Source organism: Marivirga salinae (assembly GCF_030503855.1).
Lineage (GTDB): Bacteria > Bacteroidota > Bacteroidia > Cytophagales > Cyclobacteriaceae > Marivirga > Marivirga salinarum.
Window position 1 is genome coordinate 2665395 of record NZ_CP129971.1, and the last position, 19498, is coordinate 2684892.

The 19498-nt window shown below is 32.2% G+C and carries 14 protein-coding genes; 7 read left to right on the forward strand and 7 right to left on the reverse strand.

Annotated features, from left to right (window positions below):
• Window positions 1–266 precede the first annotated feature (266 nt).
• On the reverse strand, window positions 267–1832 hold the full coding sequence (gene dnaB, locus QYS49_RS11270; RefSeq protein ID WP_308347337.1) for a replicative DNA helicase: 1566 nt from the start codon (window positions 1830–1832) through the stop codon (window positions 267–269).
• A 185-nt stretch (window positions 1833–2017) separates the two neighbouring features.
• On the opposite strand from dnaB, the gene QYS49_RS11275 reads away from it, so the two are divergent.
• The 3 genes from QYS49_RS11275 to QYS49_RS11285 all read left to right on the forward strand — a co-directional run bounded on the left by QYS49_RS11275 (window position 2018) and on the right by QYS49_RS11285 (window position 6678).
• Window positions 2018–3391 carry a UDP-N-acetylmuramate--L-alanine ligase gene (locus tag QYS49_RS11275; protein ID WP_308347338.1) on the forward strand — a complete coding sequence of 458 codons (1374 nt, stop codon included), beginning with the start codon at window positions 2018–2020 and terminating at the stop codon, window positions 3389–3391.
• 3 nt (window positions 3392–3394) lie between these two features.
• Window positions 3395–4198 carry an exonuclease domain-containing protein gene (locus QYS49_RS11280; protein ID WP_308347339.1) on the forward strand — a complete coding sequence of 268 codons (804 nt, stop codon included), beginning with the start codon at window positions 3395–3397 and terminating at the stop codon, window positions 4196–4198.
• 233 nt (window positions 4199–4431) lie between these two features.
• Window positions 4432–6678: a sensor histidine kinase gene (locus QYS49_RS11285; protein ID WP_308347340.1), complete on the forward strand. Its 2247-nt coding sequence runs from the start codon at window positions 4432–4434 to the stop codon at window positions 6676–6678.
• On the opposite strand, the gene QYS49_RS11290 is transcribed toward QYS49_RS11285, so the two are convergent.
• The gene (locus QYS49_RS11290; protein WP_308347341.1) at window positions 6675–7250 is read right to left on the reverse strand and encodes a DUF3109 family protein; all 576 of its coding nucleotides are present in this window, start codon (window positions 7248–7250) and stop codon (window positions 6675–6677) included. The genes QYS49_RS11285 and QYS49_RS11290 overlap by 4 nt on opposite strands.
• A gap of 90 nt (window positions 7251–7340) precedes the next feature.
• Window positions 7341–8660 (reverse strand): sensor histidine kinase, encoded by a 1320-nt coding sequence (locus QYS49_RS11295; RefSeq protein WP_308347342.1) that lies wholly within the window; start codon window positions 8658–8660, stop codon window positions 7341–7343.
• Window positions 8661–8948: 288 nt separating this feature from the next.
• Here QYS49_RS11295 and QYS49_RS11300 point away from each other — a divergent pair, with 288 nt between their 5' ends.
• Window positions 8949–10754 carry a sodium:proton antiporter gene (locus tag QYS49_RS11300; protein ID WP_308347343.1) on the forward strand — a complete coding sequence of 602 codons (1806 nt, stop codon included), beginning with the start codon at window positions 8949–8951 and terminating at the stop codon, window positions 10752–10754.
• Here the strand turns inward: QYS49_RS11300 and QYS49_RS11305 are convergent.
• From QYS49_RS11305 to QYS49_RS11315, 3 genes are all read right to left on the reverse strand, one after another.
• Window positions 10751–11065, reverse strand: coding sequence for a DUF6122 family protein (locus tag QYS49_RS11305; protein ID WP_308347344.1), 315 nt, complete (start codon window positions 11063–11065; stop codon window positions 10751–10753). The genes QYS49_RS11300 and QYS49_RS11305 overlap by 4 nt on opposite strands.
• 2 nt (window positions 11066–11067) lie before the next feature.
• Window positions 11068–12774 (reverse strand): tetratricopeptide repeat-containing sensor histidine kinase, encoded by a 1707-nt coding sequence (locus tag QYS49_RS11310; protein WP_308347345.1) that lies wholly within the window; start codon window positions 12772–12774, stop codon window positions 11068–11070.
• 215 nt (window positions 12775–12989) lie between these two features.
• Window positions 12990–14957: an IGHMBP2 family helicase gene (locus tag QYS49_RS11315; protein WP_308347346.1), complete on the reverse strand. Its 1968-nt coding sequence runs from the start codon at window positions 14955–14957 to the stop codon at window positions 12990–12992.
• A 713-nt stretch (window positions 14958–15670) separates the two neighbouring features.
• Here QYS49_RS11315 and QYS49_RS11320 point away from each other — a divergent pair.
• From QYS49_RS11320 to QYS49_RS11330, 3 genes are all read left to right on the forward strand, one after another.
• The gene (locus QYS49_RS11320) at window positions 15671–16675 is read left to right on the forward strand and encodes an endonuclease/exonuclease/phosphatase family protein (protein ID WP_308347347.1); all 1005 of its coding nucleotides are present in this window, start codon (window positions 15671–15673) and stop codon (window positions 16673–16675) included.
• 302 nt (window positions 16676–16977) lie between these two features.
• Complete coding sequence (locus QYS49_RS11325; protein WP_308347348.1) at window positions 16978–17526, forward strand: DinB family protein; 549 nt, start codon at window positions 16978–16980, stop codon at window positions 17524–17526.
• Window positions 17527–17645: 119 nt separating this feature from the next.
• Window positions 17646–18107: a hypothetical protein gene (locus QYS49_RS11330; protein ID WP_308347349.1), complete on the forward strand. Its 462-nt coding sequence runs from the start codon at window positions 17646–17648 to the stop codon at window positions 18105–18107.
• 199 nt (window positions 18108–18306) lie between these two features.
• Here QYS49_RS11330 and QYS49_RS11335 read toward each other — a convergent pair whose 3' ends face one another.
• Window positions 18307–19338 (reverse strand): LacI family DNA-binding transcriptional regulator, encoded by a 1032-nt coding sequence (locus tag QYS49_RS11335; RefSeq protein ID WP_308347350.1) that lies wholly within the window; start codon window positions 19336–19338, stop codon window positions 18307–18309.
• Between the last annotated feature and the right edge of the window lie 160 nt (window positions 19339–19498).

Here is a 19498-nt window from a genome sequence, read left to right on the forward strand (position 1 = left end):
GGTTAGATATCTGCTATTACTAGCTAATTAACTTTTAATAAACCTGTCAGGTCATTTTAAGTATTTACATTTTTTTAATTTAACTTCAGTAATGAGGATAAAAATTTTCCTTTGCGAAAACTTTGCGTCTCTGCAAGACCTATTAATCGTCAAGGACGACTGCGTACAAGTTTTGTTTATATAGCAGCTGAAAAATTTCATCATGTAATACAAATTCAACAGCTTTCATTTCTTTTAAGAACTTCGTTAATAAGGTTAAATTAGAATCAAAAAGGAGCTTCATCTGAATCCTGAGGATTATCCTTTCCTGTTGCTTTGCTAGGTAAAGTAACGGCACTAGGCGCATCAAAATCAGAAGGTACTCCTGCTTGTGATGGAAATGTAGTGCCATAGCCCGGAACGCCACTATCACTTCCTGGTGCATCAAGATCTGAAAATTTAGTGAATCGACCAATAAATTTCAATGGAACTGTATCCAATGAACCATTTCTATGTTTGGCTATAATTACCTCCCCAACATTTGTAGTGGACATTCCATTTTCATCTTCTGTTATGCCATAATATTCTGGTCTGTACAAGAACATTACCATATCGGCATCCTGCTCGATTGATCCTGATTCCCTCAAATCTGATAGTTGTGGCCTTTTATCTCCACCACGGGTTTCAACCGCACGACTTAACTGTGAAAGTGCAATAACAGGTACATTTAGCTCTTTCGCTATATTTTTTAAAGATCGAGAAATCGAAGCAATTTCCTGCTCTCGGTTTCCTCCTGCACCACCCGATTTAGAAGTATCGCCTGACATCAATTGTAAGTAGTCAATTACAATCAGTTGAATATCATGTTGCTGTTTCAGTCTTCTACATTTTGCTCTCAATTCCAAAATGGATAGGGCAGGGGTATCATCTATAAAAATCGGGGCTTCTGTTAAAGCGGCCGTTTTATGCACCAACTGCTGCCATTCGTAATCTTTTAAATCTCCCTTTTTGATTTTTTCCGAATCTAGTTCCGCTTCAGATGAAATCAATCTGTTAACTAACTGCACGGATGACATCTCCAAAGAGAAGATGGCTACAGGCTGTTTAAAGTCCACAGCAGCATTTCTTAGTGCGGAAACTATAAAGGCTGTTTTCCCCATACCCGGCCTAGCGGCTATAATCACCATATCAGATTTTTGCCATCCGGAAGTTACTCGATCTAATGCTGAGAAACCTGTAGGTACACCGGTTAAACCATCGGTATGATTCCTTCTTTCCTCTAATTCCACAAATGCTTGCTTCATTAAGGAAGACATATCCGCATAATTCTTTTTGATGTTGGAGTTGGTTACATCAAATAATTCTTGCTCGGTTTTATCTAACAAATCGAAAACATCAGTGGTATCTTCATAAGCATCTTGCTGAATTTCGCGGGATATTTTAATGAGTTGCCTTTTGATGGCCTGTTCAGCAATTATACGAGCATGATACTCAATATTGGCGGCTGAGTTTACTCTAGAAGTAAGGGATGTAATATAATAAGCTCCACCTATTAGGTCTAATTTTCCATTTTTTCTTAACTGATTCGTAACTGTCATCAAGTCAACGGGTTCCGAATTGTTGAAAAGTTGAACAATGGCTTTATAAATTTCTTCGTGGGCTTCTCGGTAGAAACTTTCAGGTTTTAAGATGTCAATAACATTGGTCAAAGCATCTTTTTCTAGCATTAATGCACCCAACACAACCTCTTCTAATTCTACCGCCTGAGGGGGCATTTTCCCCATGTTATCGCTTATATCAAGCTTTTTGTTTTTTTGACCAATTCTCAATGCGGATGATTTTTTTGACTCCATTTGTTCCCCTACTTAATTTGTGATTTTCAAAAGCTAACAAATCTAAATTATTATTTTCTTTATCTTTAGCGAAAACCGACCAAGTTTCCGACAACTTATCCACAGCTTATCAACATCTAAAAACTTAAGATAATTTGCCACAGCATAAACTTTATTCTATTTTTGGATAATCTAATACAAACTCAATGGATTTAAATCATATTAAACAAGTACATTTTATAGCAATAGGCGGCAGCGTGATGCATAATCTCGCTTTAGCCCTTCACAAAAGAAATATTAAAGTTTCAGGTTCGGATGATGAAATATATGAGCCTGCAGCAGGAAAATTAAAAGCAGCTGGATTAAATGCTTCTGTAGGATGGAATCCTGATCAGCTTCATAAAGAGTTGGATGCAGTCATTTTAGGCATGCACGCCAAGGAAGATAATCCTGAATTGAAAAAAGCACAAGAATTAGGCTTGCGAATTTTTTCCTTTCCTGAATTTATCAGAGAAGTGTCTGCCAATAAACAAAGAATCGTAGTAGGAGGAAGCCATGGAAAAAGCTCCATCACGACCATGATCATGCATGTCTTAAAATCTGCTGGTAAAACATTTGATTATTTAGTGGGGGCTGAAATTGAAGGCTTTGATTTAACAGTTCAAATATCAGATGCTGCTATCATCATCATTGAAGGAGATGAATATTTAGCCTCAAAATTAGATCCTCAACCTAAGTTTTTGAAATATGACCATCATATTGGGGTGATTTCAGGAATCAAATGGGATCATAAAAATGTGTTCCCCACTTTTGAGGATTATACCAAACAGTTTGATTTGTTTGCAGACAAAACACCTAAAGCGGGATCATTAATTTATTGCGAAGAAGATAATCTTGCTAACATTGTAGGAGCTAAAGAACGTGAAGATGTGCGTAAAATTGCTTATTCTGCCCATGAGGCTGAAATTAAGGATGGCAAAACTTATCTGAAAACCAAAGATCATGGAAATGTAAAAATCAACGTTTTTGGGAAGCATAACCTACAAAATATTAAAGCAGCTCAAGAAGTATGTGATCTTTTGGGAGTTCCTGCGGATAAGTTCTATGCAGCAATCACCTCATTTAAAGGAGCTAAAAACAGATTGGAATTATTGGCGGAAAATAATGATGTAAGGGTTTATAAAGATTATGCCCACGCGCCATCTAAGCTAAAAGCTACCGTCAATGCATTGCATCATCAATTCAAACATGGTAAAATTTGTGTGGCTTATGAATTACACACTTTTAGCAGTTTAGATCGTGAATTTTTAAATGAATATAAGGATACTTTAAAGTATGCTGACCTAGCATTTTTATATATCAACCCTGATAATCTTAAAATAGAAAAGGGTGATCAATATAGTGAAGATGATCTTAAAAAAGCTTTCAATAAATCTGATTTGCAGTTTTTTGATGATGAAAATGAATTAAAAAACGCATTGGAAGGACAAAAAGGAAAGGTATCTACCTTTGCATTTTTAAGTTCAGGTCATTTTGGAAACTTAAACCTTAATGAAACCGCTCAAAATTTAGTTAAATAATATATGTTTTTAAAACTCAAAAATCCATTAGTCATTTTTGACCTGGAAACAACTGGAACCAATGTTGTAAGTGATAGGATAGTAGAATATTCTTTCGTGAAAGTAATGCCTGATGGAGAAGTCATTAAGAATACTGAAAGGGTAAATCCAGAAAGACCCATTCCCATTGAAACCAGTTTGATTCACGGAATTTATGATAAAGATGTAAAAGATAAGCCAGCATTCAAATCGCTAGCAAAGGAGCTGTCTGCCTTTTTGCATGGATGCGACTTAGCAGGTTTCAACATCCTTAAATTTGATGTACCTGTATTGGTAGAAGAATTTCTAAGAGCAGATGTTGATTTCGACATCTCTAAGAGAAAATTGTTAGATGCCCAAAAGATTTTCCATATGATGGAAAAGAGAACTTTAACAGCAGCTTATAAATTTTATTGTGATAAAGATTTAGTTGATGCTCATTCAGCTGAAGCTGATACATTAGCAACTCTTGAGGTATTGGATGCTCAGATCAAAAGATATGAAGGTGAAAGTTTAAAGGACTTAAAGGGTAAGGTGATAGGCACAATTGAAAATGATGTAGAAATCTTACATCAAATCACCAATGATAATATGGTAGATTTAGCGGGTAGATTTGTTTTTAATGATGATGGGATTGAGGTATTCAATTTTGGAAAACACAAAGGACAAGCCGTTGAAGATGTTTTGAAAAGAGAATCTGGCTATTATGACTGGATGATGAAAGGTGACTTTCCAATGGACACAAAAAGAAAGTTAACAGAGATTAAATTAAGAGGTTTTCAAAGGTAATTTAAAGACTTAAAGTGTATAAAAGCCTGAATTATTAATTTAATTCGGGCTTTTTTTTTGTATTTTTATTTAATTTAGAATAATTCGTATTTAAAATTTAACTTATTTTTTATTTAATTTTCATTATATACTACATTAACTATAATTGAAGTGTTCAGTCAATTTTCTGATTGTAATTTTGTATATTTTTAGGTTGTGTAAAATTATACAAAACCTTATAATTCATTATTGAATTGAATACAGCATATTTAGAAGAAATAACTACTCTATTAGACAACCAAAATCTTAATTATGAGCTTTTGGATAGTTTGAATATCGTTGATTTCAATAATTTTAATTGTCATTATATATTAATAGAAAACTGTATTCTTTATGCTATTACGATCGGCCAAGTAAATGGTAAAAAATCTCAATTCTTTTTTAAGAATCTACAAGAAGCAGCACAATTAAATCAGGAGCAAAAATTAACTTTTATAATGGATACTTCTCATTTGGAGAGTATTCCTGCCTCAGCCAGAGAGGAAATACATTTTTTTGATTTATCCTTCAGAAAATATTGGTCTAAATTTTTATTTATTTATGATGGTATTGGCAAAGTAATCATAGACTTGTATGAGATTCATAAACCAGAGCATTTAATAGGTGTTGAGAAAGTAAGTAAGCCTAAATTAGCTATTGATTATGCAATAAATAGTAAAAAGCCTGATCCATCCTCTGATGATTATTTAAATTCTCTTTCACGTCAGGAACTGATAAAGGAGATTAAGGAACTGAAAGCAAAGGTTAATGTGCAGAATGAGGATGTGAAAAAAGACGAAAATCAATTAATTGATATTTTAAATAATTTAAGCTGGAAGGGAAAGGATACTAATTTAATAAAAGAAGAAAACGTAGGAAATTTAATTCCAGTGCACGGCTTGTTAAATACGATTATCACTGATTTTAAGGCGTTAAATCAGGAGCTTGATGACTTGAGAGATGAGTTTTATGATAAGCTCCAATTTCAAGTTGGTGAAGTTTTGCATCAGGAAGCTACTTTAAGGGCTATTTTTGATAATCTTGAATCCATTGTTTGGATGGTGGATGCTGAGTATAATATTTTGGCATTTAATAATAAGTTTCATCAACATGTAAAAAGTCATTATGGAATTTCTCCCGAGGTAGGAATGAATCTGTTGGAGCAAAGTGAATTAGCTTCCCAATATGACAATACAATTAAGCGTATTGATTTAGCGCTGAACGGTAAGGAAGAAAGATATAGAGATTTTTATAGGGAGAATGGAATAGTTATTAAAGTAGTAGACTCTAAAATCTTTCCTGTTTTAGTAAATAAATATATAAACGGAATTGTTTGCATTACTGATGACATCACTCAAAATTTTGAAGCCAAAGAGAGAATTAAGAATAACGAAAGAATCATTGCATCAGTAAATAAGAATATTTCTGAAGCGATTTATAGAAGTACCCATGATAAAGGCTTGATTTTCGTAAATGAGGCTTTTGTTAAAATGTTTGGTTTTGAATCTAAAGATGAACTATATCATCATGCTAAATTGAACAGCCTATATGCAAATCCAGATGACAGAGAACGCTTGGGGAATTTACTTATCAAAAAGAAAGAAGTGACTAATGTGGAAGTCCAGTTTCGAAAGAAAAATGGAGAGACTTTTACTGGATTGATTAGTAGTATGGTCAGTGAAGAAGAGGAGGGAGCCGCCACCTATTTTGATGGGGCAATACGCGATGTCACCGCAATTAAAAGCGCACAGGAAAAATTAAAAAAGCAAAATAGGGAATTAAAGAAATTGAATACTGAGTTGGATAGCTTTGTCTATAGCGCATCCCATGATCTGAAAGCTCCACTTAGCTCTATCAAAGGCTTGATCAATTTAGCTAAGAATGAAAATGATAAAGAACAACTTGCCAATTATTTGGATTTAGTGGATCAAAGCATAAATAAGCTCGATGATTTTATAAAAGATATAGTAGATCTTTCAAGAAATTCAAGACAAGACGTAAAGTCAGAACCTATAGATTTTCAACAAATAGTGAAGGATACACTCGAAAATTATCAATATTTACAGAATTATGATAAAATCGAAAAGCAGATTGAAATTGATTCGGATGTAGATTTTTATTCTGATAAAAGAAGATTGAAAGTTATATTCAATAACCTAATTTCCAATTCAATTCGATATTTCAATCCGTATATTGATAATCCTTATGTTAAAATTTCTATTAAAACGGATAAAGAAAAATCTGTGATAAAAATTTTAGATAATGGATTAGGAATTGAAAATCAATATCTTGAGAAGATATTTGATATGTTCTTTAGAGCTTCTAACAATAGCAAAGGCACTGGTATTGGTTTGTATATTGTTAAAGAAACCATTCAAAAGGTGAATGGAGAAATAAAAGTAGAGTCAGAAATTGAAAAAGGTACTACTTTTACGGTTACCATCCCGAATCTGAATGCTTAGCTTTCTGAATTGCCAGGTTCAATTTCCTTTACTAACTCTTCATACCATTCTTTACTATAATTTCTTATCAAGGCATCTTTCAAGAATTTATATAAAGGAACACCCAGTTTTTCACCAAAATCACAAGCAGGATTACAAATTTCCCATCTATCGTAATTTAAGGCATCGTATTCATCATATTTTGTAATTCTAATTGGGTATAAATGGCAAGAAATAGGTTTTAAGAAATCAATTTTCCCGTCATTATGGGCTTGTTCAATACCACATTTTAAAATTCCTTTATCATCGTATATAGCATAGGCGCATTCTTTTTCATTGATGGTGGTGGTGCTATAATCGCCTTCCCAATCTTCAATGTATTCTCCTTGTTCCTCTATGGCTTTTATGCCTTCTGCTGATAAATAAGGCTTCACTTTTGGATAAATTTCCTTCATGATGGGCAGTTCCTCATCTGTTAATGGAGCACCCAAATCGCCTTCCACACAACATGCGCCTTTGCATTTTTCAATGTTACAAACAAAATTTTTATCCTTAATGTCATCGGTGATGACTGCATTGCCTACTAATATCATATTGCAAAATTAAATTTAATTGATGGATTTGCCTCAATAGATTTGAAATGATTTCTTAGAAAACATTTTTAAGTGAAAAAGTTCCCTAACTTATTTAGTTGGCAACAAAATTCGGAATGAAGTACCTTTTCCAAGAATACTATCTACGGTAACTTGACCATCATTAAGTTCTACAAACTCTTTTACCAACAATAGGCCTATGCCTGCTCCATTAGAGGAGGAAGTTCCAATTAATGTGTCTTTACTGATTTCGAACAACTGTTGCAATTTTTCGGGGGGTATTCCTATACCTGAATCAGAAACTTCAAGTTTAATCATTTCGTCATTGTGGATCTTTGATGAAATTGATATTTTTCCTCCAAATGGCGTGAATTTAATCGCATTTGAAATAATATTTCGGAATACAATTTGAATACTTTCTTTATCTACCAGAACGTTTTCATTATCTGTTATCGAAATCACGAGGTCAATCTTTTTGGCTTTTAGCTGCGACTCAAATAACTTTTTTATGATCAATAATTCTTCATGTAGATTGATAGTTGTCTTTTTTATTTCTAATCCCTGTAATTGAGTTTTTGACCATGCAAGTAGATTATCCAATAAATAGGAAGAACTATCAAATTCATTTTCCAAATTATTAGTTAATTGCTTGAATTCTTCCTCACTAATCCCCCCCTTTTTATATAAACTTAATATTCCTTTTAGAGAAACAATGGGGCCTCTGAGATCATGTGAAATTATAGAAAAGAGTTTGTTTTTGACTTTATTCAACTCATCTACCTTTTGTACTTCTAAACCCAGCTCATTTTTATTAATGAAAGAAGTCATCTTTTGTCTGTCAAGTAAGTAGGAAGCTAAAATCCCCACCAAATAAATTACAAAAAGCTGAGATATTTGTCTTTCGGCTATAGCTGAATACTTGATATTTTCCACATATAAAATATAGCCTACAAAATTGATAGTATTTACCATGAGTGCATATCGGAATCTCATACCCATAATGGTAGAAGTAATAAAGATTATTACCATCAATATATTTGATAAGAATATATTAAAAGCTGGATCATTATTAAAATGATAATGTAAAAAGAAAACAGTGGATACGAATAATGCTATTAATATCCCCATATATTGTGTGGATTGATATTTTTCCTGTTTGAAAAGAAAAGTCAACCCGCCTAATATCATCAGAATAAGAGCCATTCCACCACGGAATATTATGGATATTAAATCAGGTTTATATCGAATTACATCTACAAAAATGAAAATAATACTTAGGGTCGTGCCTAAAATAATGACAAAACGAAGTGCGTATAAATCTTCTTTAAAGCTACTAAGATTAAACTTTTTCTCAGTTTCAGGATTTTTAAACCACAGAAATAATGGATTATATTTATATATTTTGTCCAAAATGTAAAATTTATATCAATTTAATAAATTTATATCAATTATTGGCAAAAGTATATTACGCTAATATCCAAATTCAAACTTCTATTTTCAACATTTAACTTCCATCATTTAAGGATTTGTTTCAAAATATTTTCTTATTATTTCCTTTCTCTTTCCTCAATCCAGCGCTATTGTACACTTTTTACTTCCCACTTCTAACTTCTCAATTCCCTATTTTCTAATTCTCTATAGATTTAGTAGATTTATGTGGATTTTCCATCCTATATTTGCGGCAAGTAAACCAACTATATGGATTTTCAAACTATTGCGACCTTAGCGGTCATTTTATTGGCTATCATACTATTTGTAACTGAAAAGCTTTCAGTTGACTTAATAGGCTTAGTGATAATATGTGCTTTGGTGATAACTGGGGTGATAAGTCCTGTTGAAGGAATTAAGGGTTTTAGCAATACGGCCACCATTACCGTAGCTTTTATGTTTGTGATGAGTGCTGCCCTCTTAAAAACTGGTGCCTTGCAGTTTGTAGCTTATAAGTTATCAGATATTTTTAAAAAGAATTTTAGGTTAGGATTGGTCATGATGATGCTTTTGATAGCCTTAATTTCTGCCTTTATTAATAATACACCAGTGGTGGCTGTTTTTATTCCTGTGGTAATCCAGATTGCCAAAAGTACAGGCAAAAGTCCGTCACAATTACTAATCCCACTTTCATTTGCTTCAATTTTCGGAGGAACCTGTACGTATATTGGTACTTCCACTAATGTGTTGGTAAGCGGTATTGCCCAAGATTTTGGTTTTGAAGGATTCTCGATGTTTCAATTAATGCCTTTTGGTATAATATTGGTTTTGGTGGGTACACTCTATATGATGTTGGTAGGTTCTAGGCTTTTGCCTAAAAGACGAAAAAATGATGAAGATCTAGAAGAGAAATTTGGTATGCGTGAATACCTTACCGAAATAGAACTACAAGATAGTACAGACTCTATTGGGAAAACTATCATGCAAAGTTCATTGGTGAATGATTTGAAAATAGATATTCTGGAAATTAATCGACAGGGGACACGTTATAATTTACCGCAAGGAGATTTTATTTTACATTCTGGAGATATTTTAAAAGTCCGTTGCAATTTATCCAATATTAAAGAGCTGAAAAGTAGAGCAAAGGTTTTGGAGGGGTCTTCTTTGAAAATGGCTGGAGATAATTTGCAAGGAACTGGCACTTCTTTAGTAGAAATGGTCATCAGTTCAAATTCTGAATTTGATGGAAAAAATTTACAAGAACTTGACTTTAGAAGACGATATAGAGCTTCTCCTTTAGCTATTCGTCATAGAGAAGAGGTTTTGCACGAAGATTTGTATGATATCAAATTGAAAGCTGGAGACGTATTGCTAGCGGAGGTAAAATCTCACTATGTGAAAGAACTCCGCAAAAAGGAAATGAGCCAGAATGCTCCTTTTGCCTTGCTTTCGTCAGATATTGTGATCGATTTTAATAAAAAGCAATTCTTAATTGTAACAAGTATTTTAGCAACAGTTATTGCGTTGGCTACATTCGAAGTTTTAGATATTGTTATTTCTGTAATGGCTGGAGTTGTAGCTTTGGTATTACTTAATATTTTGAATATGCGTGAAGTGTATAAAGCCATCAACTGGAAGATTGTATTCTTGCTTGCAGGAGTTTTAAGCTTTGGAGTGGCTTTAAGTAATACAGGGTTAGATCAAAAAATAGCCAGTGGACTTTTAAATCAGTTAGGAGCATTTGGACCCGTGATAGTACTAAGTGGTTTGTATTTAGTTACTTCTTTCTTAACTGAATTAATGTCTAATAATGCTACAGCAGCCTTGATGGCACCCATTGCTATTGCAATAAGTACGCAACTGGGATTAGTACCTACTCCATTTTTAATGGCGGTTACTTTTGCTGCTTCTGCTAGTTTTATGACTCCTATTGGTTATCAAACCAACACTATGGTGTATACGGCCGGAAGTTATAAATTCACTGATTTTACCAAAGTGGGAGTGAGTTTAAATTTGCTATTCTGGATTTTGGCAACCATTTTCTTGCCTATGATTTTCCCTTTTCAATCGCTTTAAAACGTACCCTGAAACCAGCAATCTAAACCATCGGTAAACATATGAAAAAGGAGTCCGATGGCTACTAGGCGGCTTCTTTTCGGGAATAGTAGAAAGAAATAAATAAGAATGGCATAGTAAGAGTGAAGAGGGTGAAACCCAACGCTGCATCGATCAGGATCGAATATAGGACTTGCTAAAAGGTGGTCTAAATCAACCAACATTGTGCCTAATAAAACGAAATAGGCATTCTTCCAATTTTTAGGACTATACAAATAAGCAATCCCTAATGGTGCAATAAAATGTAAGCTATAATGTATAATAGTTGTCATCATCAGATTCCTTCAGTTGCTTTAGGGAATGTTAAAATAAAGCGTGTTCCTTTTCCTTCTTCACTCTCAATTTCTATAAAGGCATTATTGAATGTTAAAAACTGCTTAACTAAAAGCATTCCTAAGCCAGTGCCTATTTCCTTAGCTGTTCCTTTTCTAGAGAATGATCGTTCGTTTAATTCTCCTTTTAAGCTGGCTAAAGTATTTTGGTCCATTCCAATTCCGTTATCTTCTATACTTAAAAAGATAGAAGTATCATTTTGAGAGTAATTAACTTCAATAAATCCTCCTGTTGGAGTAAATTTGATAGAATTATTAAGCAAATTATTAATTATTATATTGAGTTGTTCAGGATCCATGTAAACAAAGCTTTTTGCTATATTATGCTTTAATTCAATGCCTTTTTCTTGAGCTATATACTTTATGGAATTTAAATTTTCATCTACCGTTTTTTCTAATTGAACTACTTTAGGATTTGTCTTGAAGCCATCCATTTGGGTATTTGCCCATTTTAACAATCTATTGATTTGCTGATTTACATTTCCCACTTCTTGGGTTAATCTGTTCATGAATTTTTCATTGTCATCTTCTGAAATACTTCCTCTAATTTCCAGTAATTGTTTCACTGAATTAATAGGAGATCTTAAATCATGCGAAAGAATGGAGAATAAGCGGTTTTTAGCATTGTTTATTTGCTTTAATTCTTCATTCTGCTTTTCAATTTGCAATTTTTTATCCGCTAATTGCCTATTAATAGCTCCTAAATTCTGATTGTATTTTTCCTTTTGTCTAATATGTCTTCTGTATAGCAAAGCTAAAATTACCAGAAATAATACTAGTGAGGCTAGCAAGGCAATGATCAATTGGTTTCGGTCTTTATCAGACGAAAGCAAATTCTTTTGCACTTTAAGTTGTTCGTTTTCTGCCTTAGATTGCTGTAATTCTGCCCAATTGATTTCATGATTCATTTCTTCGTTCAAAAGGCTATCGCTATATGCCTTATGTATTTTATGATATTCTAATGCCTTTTGGAGTAAATTTATTTTTTCATAAGTTTTACTTAATTTTAATGCCACTTCAGAAGCATCCCATTTGGCACCGATTTCTTTAGCTATTTCGAAGGATTTTAAACCATATTCAATAGCTTTAGTATAATTCTCTTTTTTGAATTCCAATTCTGTTAATCCGCTTAGGTTATAGCTTTTTTCCCACTGATTTGACTTGCTATCATAAACTTTTAATAGATAATATTCTGCAGAATCCAATTGATTTTTTTCTAAAAATAATGACCCTAATCGGTTCATGTCCATTAATGCATATATTTCAAGATCATTCCTTATAGAGATTTTATAAGATTCGTGATAAGCTGTGTAGGCATCTTCCCATTCCCCGAGTTCTTGATAACAAATTCCAATATTGAGAAGATTAGCAGCTATACTCTTTTGATGGGCTATTTTTCTATTTATCACTAATGCTTTTTTTATCTCTATTAGGGCTTCATTAAAAAGCTCACGACCTAAGTGTATTAAGCCTCTACCATTTAGTGCTCTGGCAATACCAACTTCATTGTGGATCTCTTTTGATATATTAAAAAGCTCTTCGTAGCTGTTTCTTGATTCTAAATAATCACTTTGTACGTATTGAATAGCAGATTTTATAAAAAGTAATTCTGTATAGAAGATACTTTTTTGGTTTTTAGTCGTTTTCATTTTCTGCTCGACAAGTTTTAATGTTGAGTCAGGGGAATTATAACGCAATTCGTTTAGCCTATTTATGATACTATCTTGTTCTTTTGTTAATTGTTGAGCATAAACAAAAGAATTCAGAGTAACTGAAAATATCAAGCAAATTATAAAAGCTGCATTCATCAACTGCCAGGATTTAGATTGATAAGACTCTAAATTACACTATAAATATTTACTGGCTATTGATTAAAAATATTTTCGATTAAAGTCTTATAAATAGGGTTAGATTGCAGTGTAGAAGGGTTCCCTATTATAATTAATTTTCTTTTAGCTCTGGTTAGTGCAACATTTAAACGCCTATAGTCACGCAGAAAACCAATATTTCCATCTGGGTTGGAGCGAACCAAACTGATAATAATTACTTCTTTCTCTCGTCCTTGAAATCCGTCAATTGATTTGATTTCAACATGATAATCCCTTAAAGCAGACTTTAAACGACTTACTTGCTGATCATATGGTGAAATGATCCCGATATCTTCTGGAAACAGTCTGGAAGACAATAGAGCATCAGTTATTTCTTTTGTTAAGGCTATTTCTTCCAAATTAAACCAAGAATGGCTATCGGCTAACTGTTGTTCTTTACCATTATCACAATTTATAAAAACTATGGGTTCAGAAGCTTTAACAACCTTTTCTATAGCAGGATTAACATAGGGGAATGGCTCAAACCCCGGTAAATCATGTAAGCTATGATTAGAGACCGTTGGGTGTGCTTTTAACTGATTGTCATAAAAATTTTCATTTGAAAACTGCATGATCTCTTTATGCATTCTATATTGAATAGTTAAGATATCAATCCTGTTTTCTGGTAATTCAGATTGAAATCTTTCGAACAAACTGATGCTTAAATCGCTTGCTTCTTTTGCCTTTACGGTAGGAGGCAGCTGTTGGTGATCACCAGCCAATACCCATTTTCTTCCTTTTACTAGCGGGATTAAAGCTTCTGGTTCTGTCGATTGGGTTGCTTCGTCTATACAGACCACATCAAAGATAATATCCTTTAAAAGATCACTTCCAGCGGAAGAATTGGTTGTGCAAATCACAGGACTTTTTTCTAAAATACTTTCAATTGCACTTGTTTGTAAAGCCTGTGCTTCCTCGTAATTCTTATTTATTTCTTGTTGTATTTTTATCCACTTTGCCATCTTTCTAAGCTTGGCAGATTGTATGCCTCGGTAAGGTTTTTTAGAACTTGCCAATTGTATTATTTTACTATCACTTAACCCTCTTCTGTTTTGCCCTGAAGCTGGAACGTAATCGTCTTGTTCCTTTTTTAATACTTGAATTTTATTCCAAATTCCATTGGCTTGTTGGTATTCTGGATGGTCTTGTAGCTGAACATCTAAACTTAAATTGAGTAGATTTTCATCCATCCGAATCGGATTTCCAATTCGGGTAGCAGGGATTTCCAAGGTTTGAAGTTTCTCTAAAATATTATCTACAGCAGTATTGGAGGGAGCAGTGACCAATACTTTTTCTTGTTCTTGAAATAAAGATTTTATAAGGTAAGATAGGGTAGTGGTCTTGCCTGTTCCTGGAGGCCCGTGTATTAAAAAAATATCATTTATATCTAAAGCTTGATTTATTATTTCTTGCTGTTTTGAATTCAAAATATCACTACTGAATTTTTGAATATTCAAATTTTCTGATTCATGTAATAGTACAATATTTGATTTAACATATTCTTGTAAATTTGGTAGCTTTTCTAGGCTGTCAATGGCATCCAGCATTCTTTGAAAAGTTATATCATTTGAATAAAGATCAAGCCTCAAATTTCTTCCGAAAACTAAATAGGGTGGGATCTTATTATAGGCTATAGTGATGCTTCTTTTGGTCTTACTTACAACGGTTGCTTGCTCTTCTTTTCCTGTAGGTTTATCCTTTGAAATGATGACTACATCTCCATTGGAAATTTCATTATCTGGTAGGCCAGAACCTCTCACTAATTTTACTAAAAACACTCCGCCAATTCCGGTGCCAGCATCCTTGCCAATTAGGTTTAGAATTGCTCGTCCTTTAGCCTCTCTTTGGCGAGCAGATAGAAGCGAGATCTCATTGAGATGAAATTCCATTTCGGCTTTTCTTTCTTTTTGAATTAAGCTCTCAAAAAAATTCTTGTACTGATTAATATCGGTAAATCTCTTCATTTCATTAATTGATATTATTGGCAACACAAACTTAAGTAAAAGCTGATAGTTTCAAGAACTTATTCATAGCTAGTAGGGGAGATTAGTAAAATACAATTTCAGTTTTTATTAAGTTTGAATATATGTTTTTATTTGTTCGATAGCCTATTCGAATTAGCCTTTCCAAATTTTCTACATGCTGTTTTTGATATTGTATTATTATTATAATATCCCAAAACTTAATGTGTTTTGATGATTTTCGTAGATATCCCTTAGTTTTTGAGTCTATTTTAATAACAGTAGATTATTTGGTTCGAATTCTCCACTTAATGTAATGCTTTGTTAATAAGTTTTAAAATACTATAAATGAATTATTAATAAATTTTTAATAAAGTATAACTTCAATAAATTACTTGAGTTCATTTTTCGTTTTTTTTCATGCGCAGAATTTTATTCTGTAAAATGGATACGGTTTGTTTACCCCTAATAGAATACCAATTGTATGATTTAGTATTTATTTTGACAATTATTATCAATCTATAGAATTGTGTTTTAATTATATACTATTTTGATTCATGATAATGTGTTTTGATGTGTTCTAATTTTTTAAATAAAGGTTAATGATTTTATTATAATATATAGTAAGGGCTTGTATTAGAATATTATAATTTAAGTTTTATCTAGTTTTGCAATATAGATTTCTACTTATTAACTATTTTTACTATTATCGCTTTATGAAGAAGGTATTTTTAATTACAGGAATTATTATAGTCTCAAGTTTTATCATTTTCTATTTTTGGGCAAGTTCAAGTTTCCATAATTCAGAGAATTATAATAAGGTAGTTAGTTATGCAAGTGAGTATAAAATTAATTCAGATACTTTGTCAGTTCTTACTTACAATATTGGTTACCTATCAGGCATGACTAACAATCTTCCCGTTGATAGAAAGGAGTCTTTGTTTTCTGCTAATTTATCAAAATCGACCAGCTTATTAAGAGAGTATAATTTTGACTTTATCGGTTTACAAGAAGTTGACTTTGGAGCCTCGAGAAGTTTTAATTATAATCAATTTGATAGTCTAGGTATTCACTTAGGATTTCATCAAGGAGCATATGCAGTTAACTGGGATAAGTCCTATGTTCCTTTTCCTTATTTTCCTATTAAAAATCATTTTGGTAAGATCTATTCTGGGCAGGGTGTTCTTAGTAAAACACAAATTATTACTAATGATTTGGTGGTTTTAAGTAAACCAATTAGTGCCCCATTTTATTATAATGCATTTTATCTGGACCGAATTTTACAAATAAATAAAATACAAATTGGTTTAGATACACTTATTATTATGAATGTTCATTTAGAAGCATTTGATAAAGAAACTAGAGAACTTCAAGCAGAAAAGGTTTTAACAGAATTTAATAGGTGGTCAAAAGATTATCCAGTTATTTTGATGGGTGATTTTAATAGTTGTCCGCCCTTTGCTAGTGACATCATAGAACAGGAGAAAACAATTGAAATATTTTTAAATAGTCCACTTATTAGTGAGGCAATCTCTAAAGATAGATACCTTCAAAATGAATCTCGATATTTTACTTTTGATACTGCTGAACCTTACGAAAGATTGGACTATATATTTTATAATAATAATAAGATTCAAAAAATTGATTCGGATGTACTAAGAGAAGCTAAAGATATATCAGATCACCTTCCTGTTTGGATGGCTTTCACCTTAATTGAATAAGTGGTTTCATCTGTTTCATCCATTGTGTCAGGATCAGCCTTTGTTGAAATAATTTTAATTGATACTATACATTTCATAGTGATTGAAGTCTAGAGCTATTAGTTAATATTTTACAACATCTGGCTGCCTTTTGTATTCTCTTGTTTCACCATTACAGCTGTAAGTATCTTTTTAAAATTAGAGTACTTAGCGGGTTTCGTGTTTATTTAATTTTCATCTGGTATTAAAATTCGAATCTATATTTTTAATGTCGATTTCAATATTTATTCTTAATTTCAGATTTATATAATTCTTTAATAATTATGAATCCAAAAATTCAAAAGCATTGGGCTAGAGTAGAAGAAGGGAAAGCTTATTACGAAGCACTCTTACAAGTTTTCAATGATGAGCAACTTAATTTTCATCCTGAAGAAGGTTCTTGGTCAATGCTAGATGTTATGCAACATCTTTATACTTCTGAGAATATCAGTTTGCAGTTTATGCAAAATTTTGATTTTAATAGAAAAGACGAAAAAGTAGGATTGAAGTCAGAAATCAAAACGATATTGTTGGTTAATCGATTAAATTCTAAAAAGAAATATAAAGCCCCTAAGGTTTTATCTGAAAAGAAAGATAGTTTAAGTATAAGTCATGATGCTCATGATTTTTCTCATCAATGGGAACATTTAAGAAATGATATGTTTAATTTTTTAAGTGAATTTCCTGAAGAGAAAATAGGTCATTTTATTTTTGTGCATCCGGCAGTTGGTAAATTGAATGTTTTACAAACTTTGCAATTTTTTGTATCACATTTAAAACATCATCAATATCAGATAGAGTCTATCAACCATCATAAAGATTTCCCAAAATAATTATTGATTTAGTAGAGTATAGGTTCATGTTAATCGAAAATTAAATTTTTCTTCAACATTCAATGACAATAATTTCCTTCTTTATTTATATTGCTAAAAATTTAACTTAACCATTAACTATGATACCCGAATTAGAAAATTTATCAGAATCAGAGATTGACTTGTTGAAAAAAATACCTGCAATGGTTACTATTTTAATAGCAGGGGCTGATGAGCAGATCAGTAAAGGTGAATTAAAAGAAGCAATAAATTTGACTAAGATAAAGCAAAGTAAGGCTAGAAAGGAATTACTTAGTTATTATCAAGATATAGCACCAGATTTTGAAAAAAGTTTAAATGAACTACTGAATACTTACCCTAAGGAAGCGGAAGTCAGGAGTAAGCAAGTAATTGAGGATATTGAAAGATTAAATGACATTTTAAAGAAAGTAGATAAAAACTGGGCCAATCAGTTTGTTGAATCTATGAAAGACATTGCTAAAAAGGTTGCAGAAGCTGCTGGTGGTGTTTTCGGGTATATGTCTATAGGATATGAGGAATCGAAATTGATCGATTTGAAAATGATTAAAGTGCCTGATTAATTGAAGTTTACTTAAAAATAGTGCTTAGCTGTTAAAGAATTTAAGTTTTGAGGTGAATAATTGGGTAGGTGAAAAATTGGTGAAGTATTAATTATGTTCATCTCTTCTAAATCTGCTTACATGTAAACCTGCCTTTTACTAGCTAGAAGGGAAATGTTTACTTTTAATAGCGGGTCAATATCTATTCACCTCAGTACTTTTACTTTCCCAAAGTAGATTCTCTTAAAATCAAGGAAGTTTCCATAATATAGGTTTCATATTTAATGGGTTTATTTTCTCTGGTAAGTTGAATTTCATTAATGATTAGTTCTACTGCTTTCTTACCCATTTCATAATCAGGTTGAGCTACAGAAGATAGGGGAGGATCTACTACTGATGCCATTTTCCAATCACTAAATCCCATAACGGCAATATCTTCCGGAATTCTTAATCCCTTTTCTTTTATAGCTTGAATAGCCCCTATTGCTGTTGGGTCTGTTGCACAAAAAATTGCATCTGGAATTTCATTTTCTGATAATAAGGTTAAAGTTGATGTATAGCCATCTTCCCTTGAAACCAAATTGCATTTTTTCATAAAGTTAGGATAGAAGGTTAATTTATAGTCTCTTAAAGCAGATTCAAATCCCTTATATCTTTCTTTTATAGTGTAGGGGTCTGCTAAGCCAGTAATATGGGCTATTTTCTTTTTTCCTAGGCTAATTAAATGTTCTGTTGCGTAATAGGCACCTTTATAATCATCACAAATTATTTTTGCAGATTCCATCTCAGGATTAACCTTATCTATCATTACGACCGGAACATTATGTTCTTGTAAATTTTTAAGGTGATCTACATTAATAGTATTGTCTGATAGAGAAATAATCAAGCCGTCAATCATACTCCTTTGAAATGTATCTACTCCTTTAAGTTCAGATTCATAAGATTCATTACTTTGATAAAGCATCACACTATAGCTAAGTTTTTCAGCTTCGTTAATTATCCCACTGATTACGTTGGAAAAAAAATGATGAACTATTTGTGGTATGATTACCCCAATTATAAACGATTTTTGGTTTTTAAGATTAATTGCAAACTGATTTCTTTGATAATGTAATTTCTCAGCAAGTTCAAAAACCTTCTTCTTTGTTTCTTTTCCGATATCTGGTTTGTTATTCAAAGCTCTTGAAACTGAAGGTATGCTTATACCTAATTCTTCTGCAATATCTTTCAACCTAATATTATGTTTACTCATATTAATATTATTTTAACCAAAAGTTTCAGTTTAATTTAGAAAAAATCTAAATAGTAAGTGTTTTTCGCTACGTAAACGATTACGTAAGATACTAAGTGTACTTTTTACACACAAAGCCTTGCAGAGATATTTTGGAATTTTTACATTGTTATTAATTTAT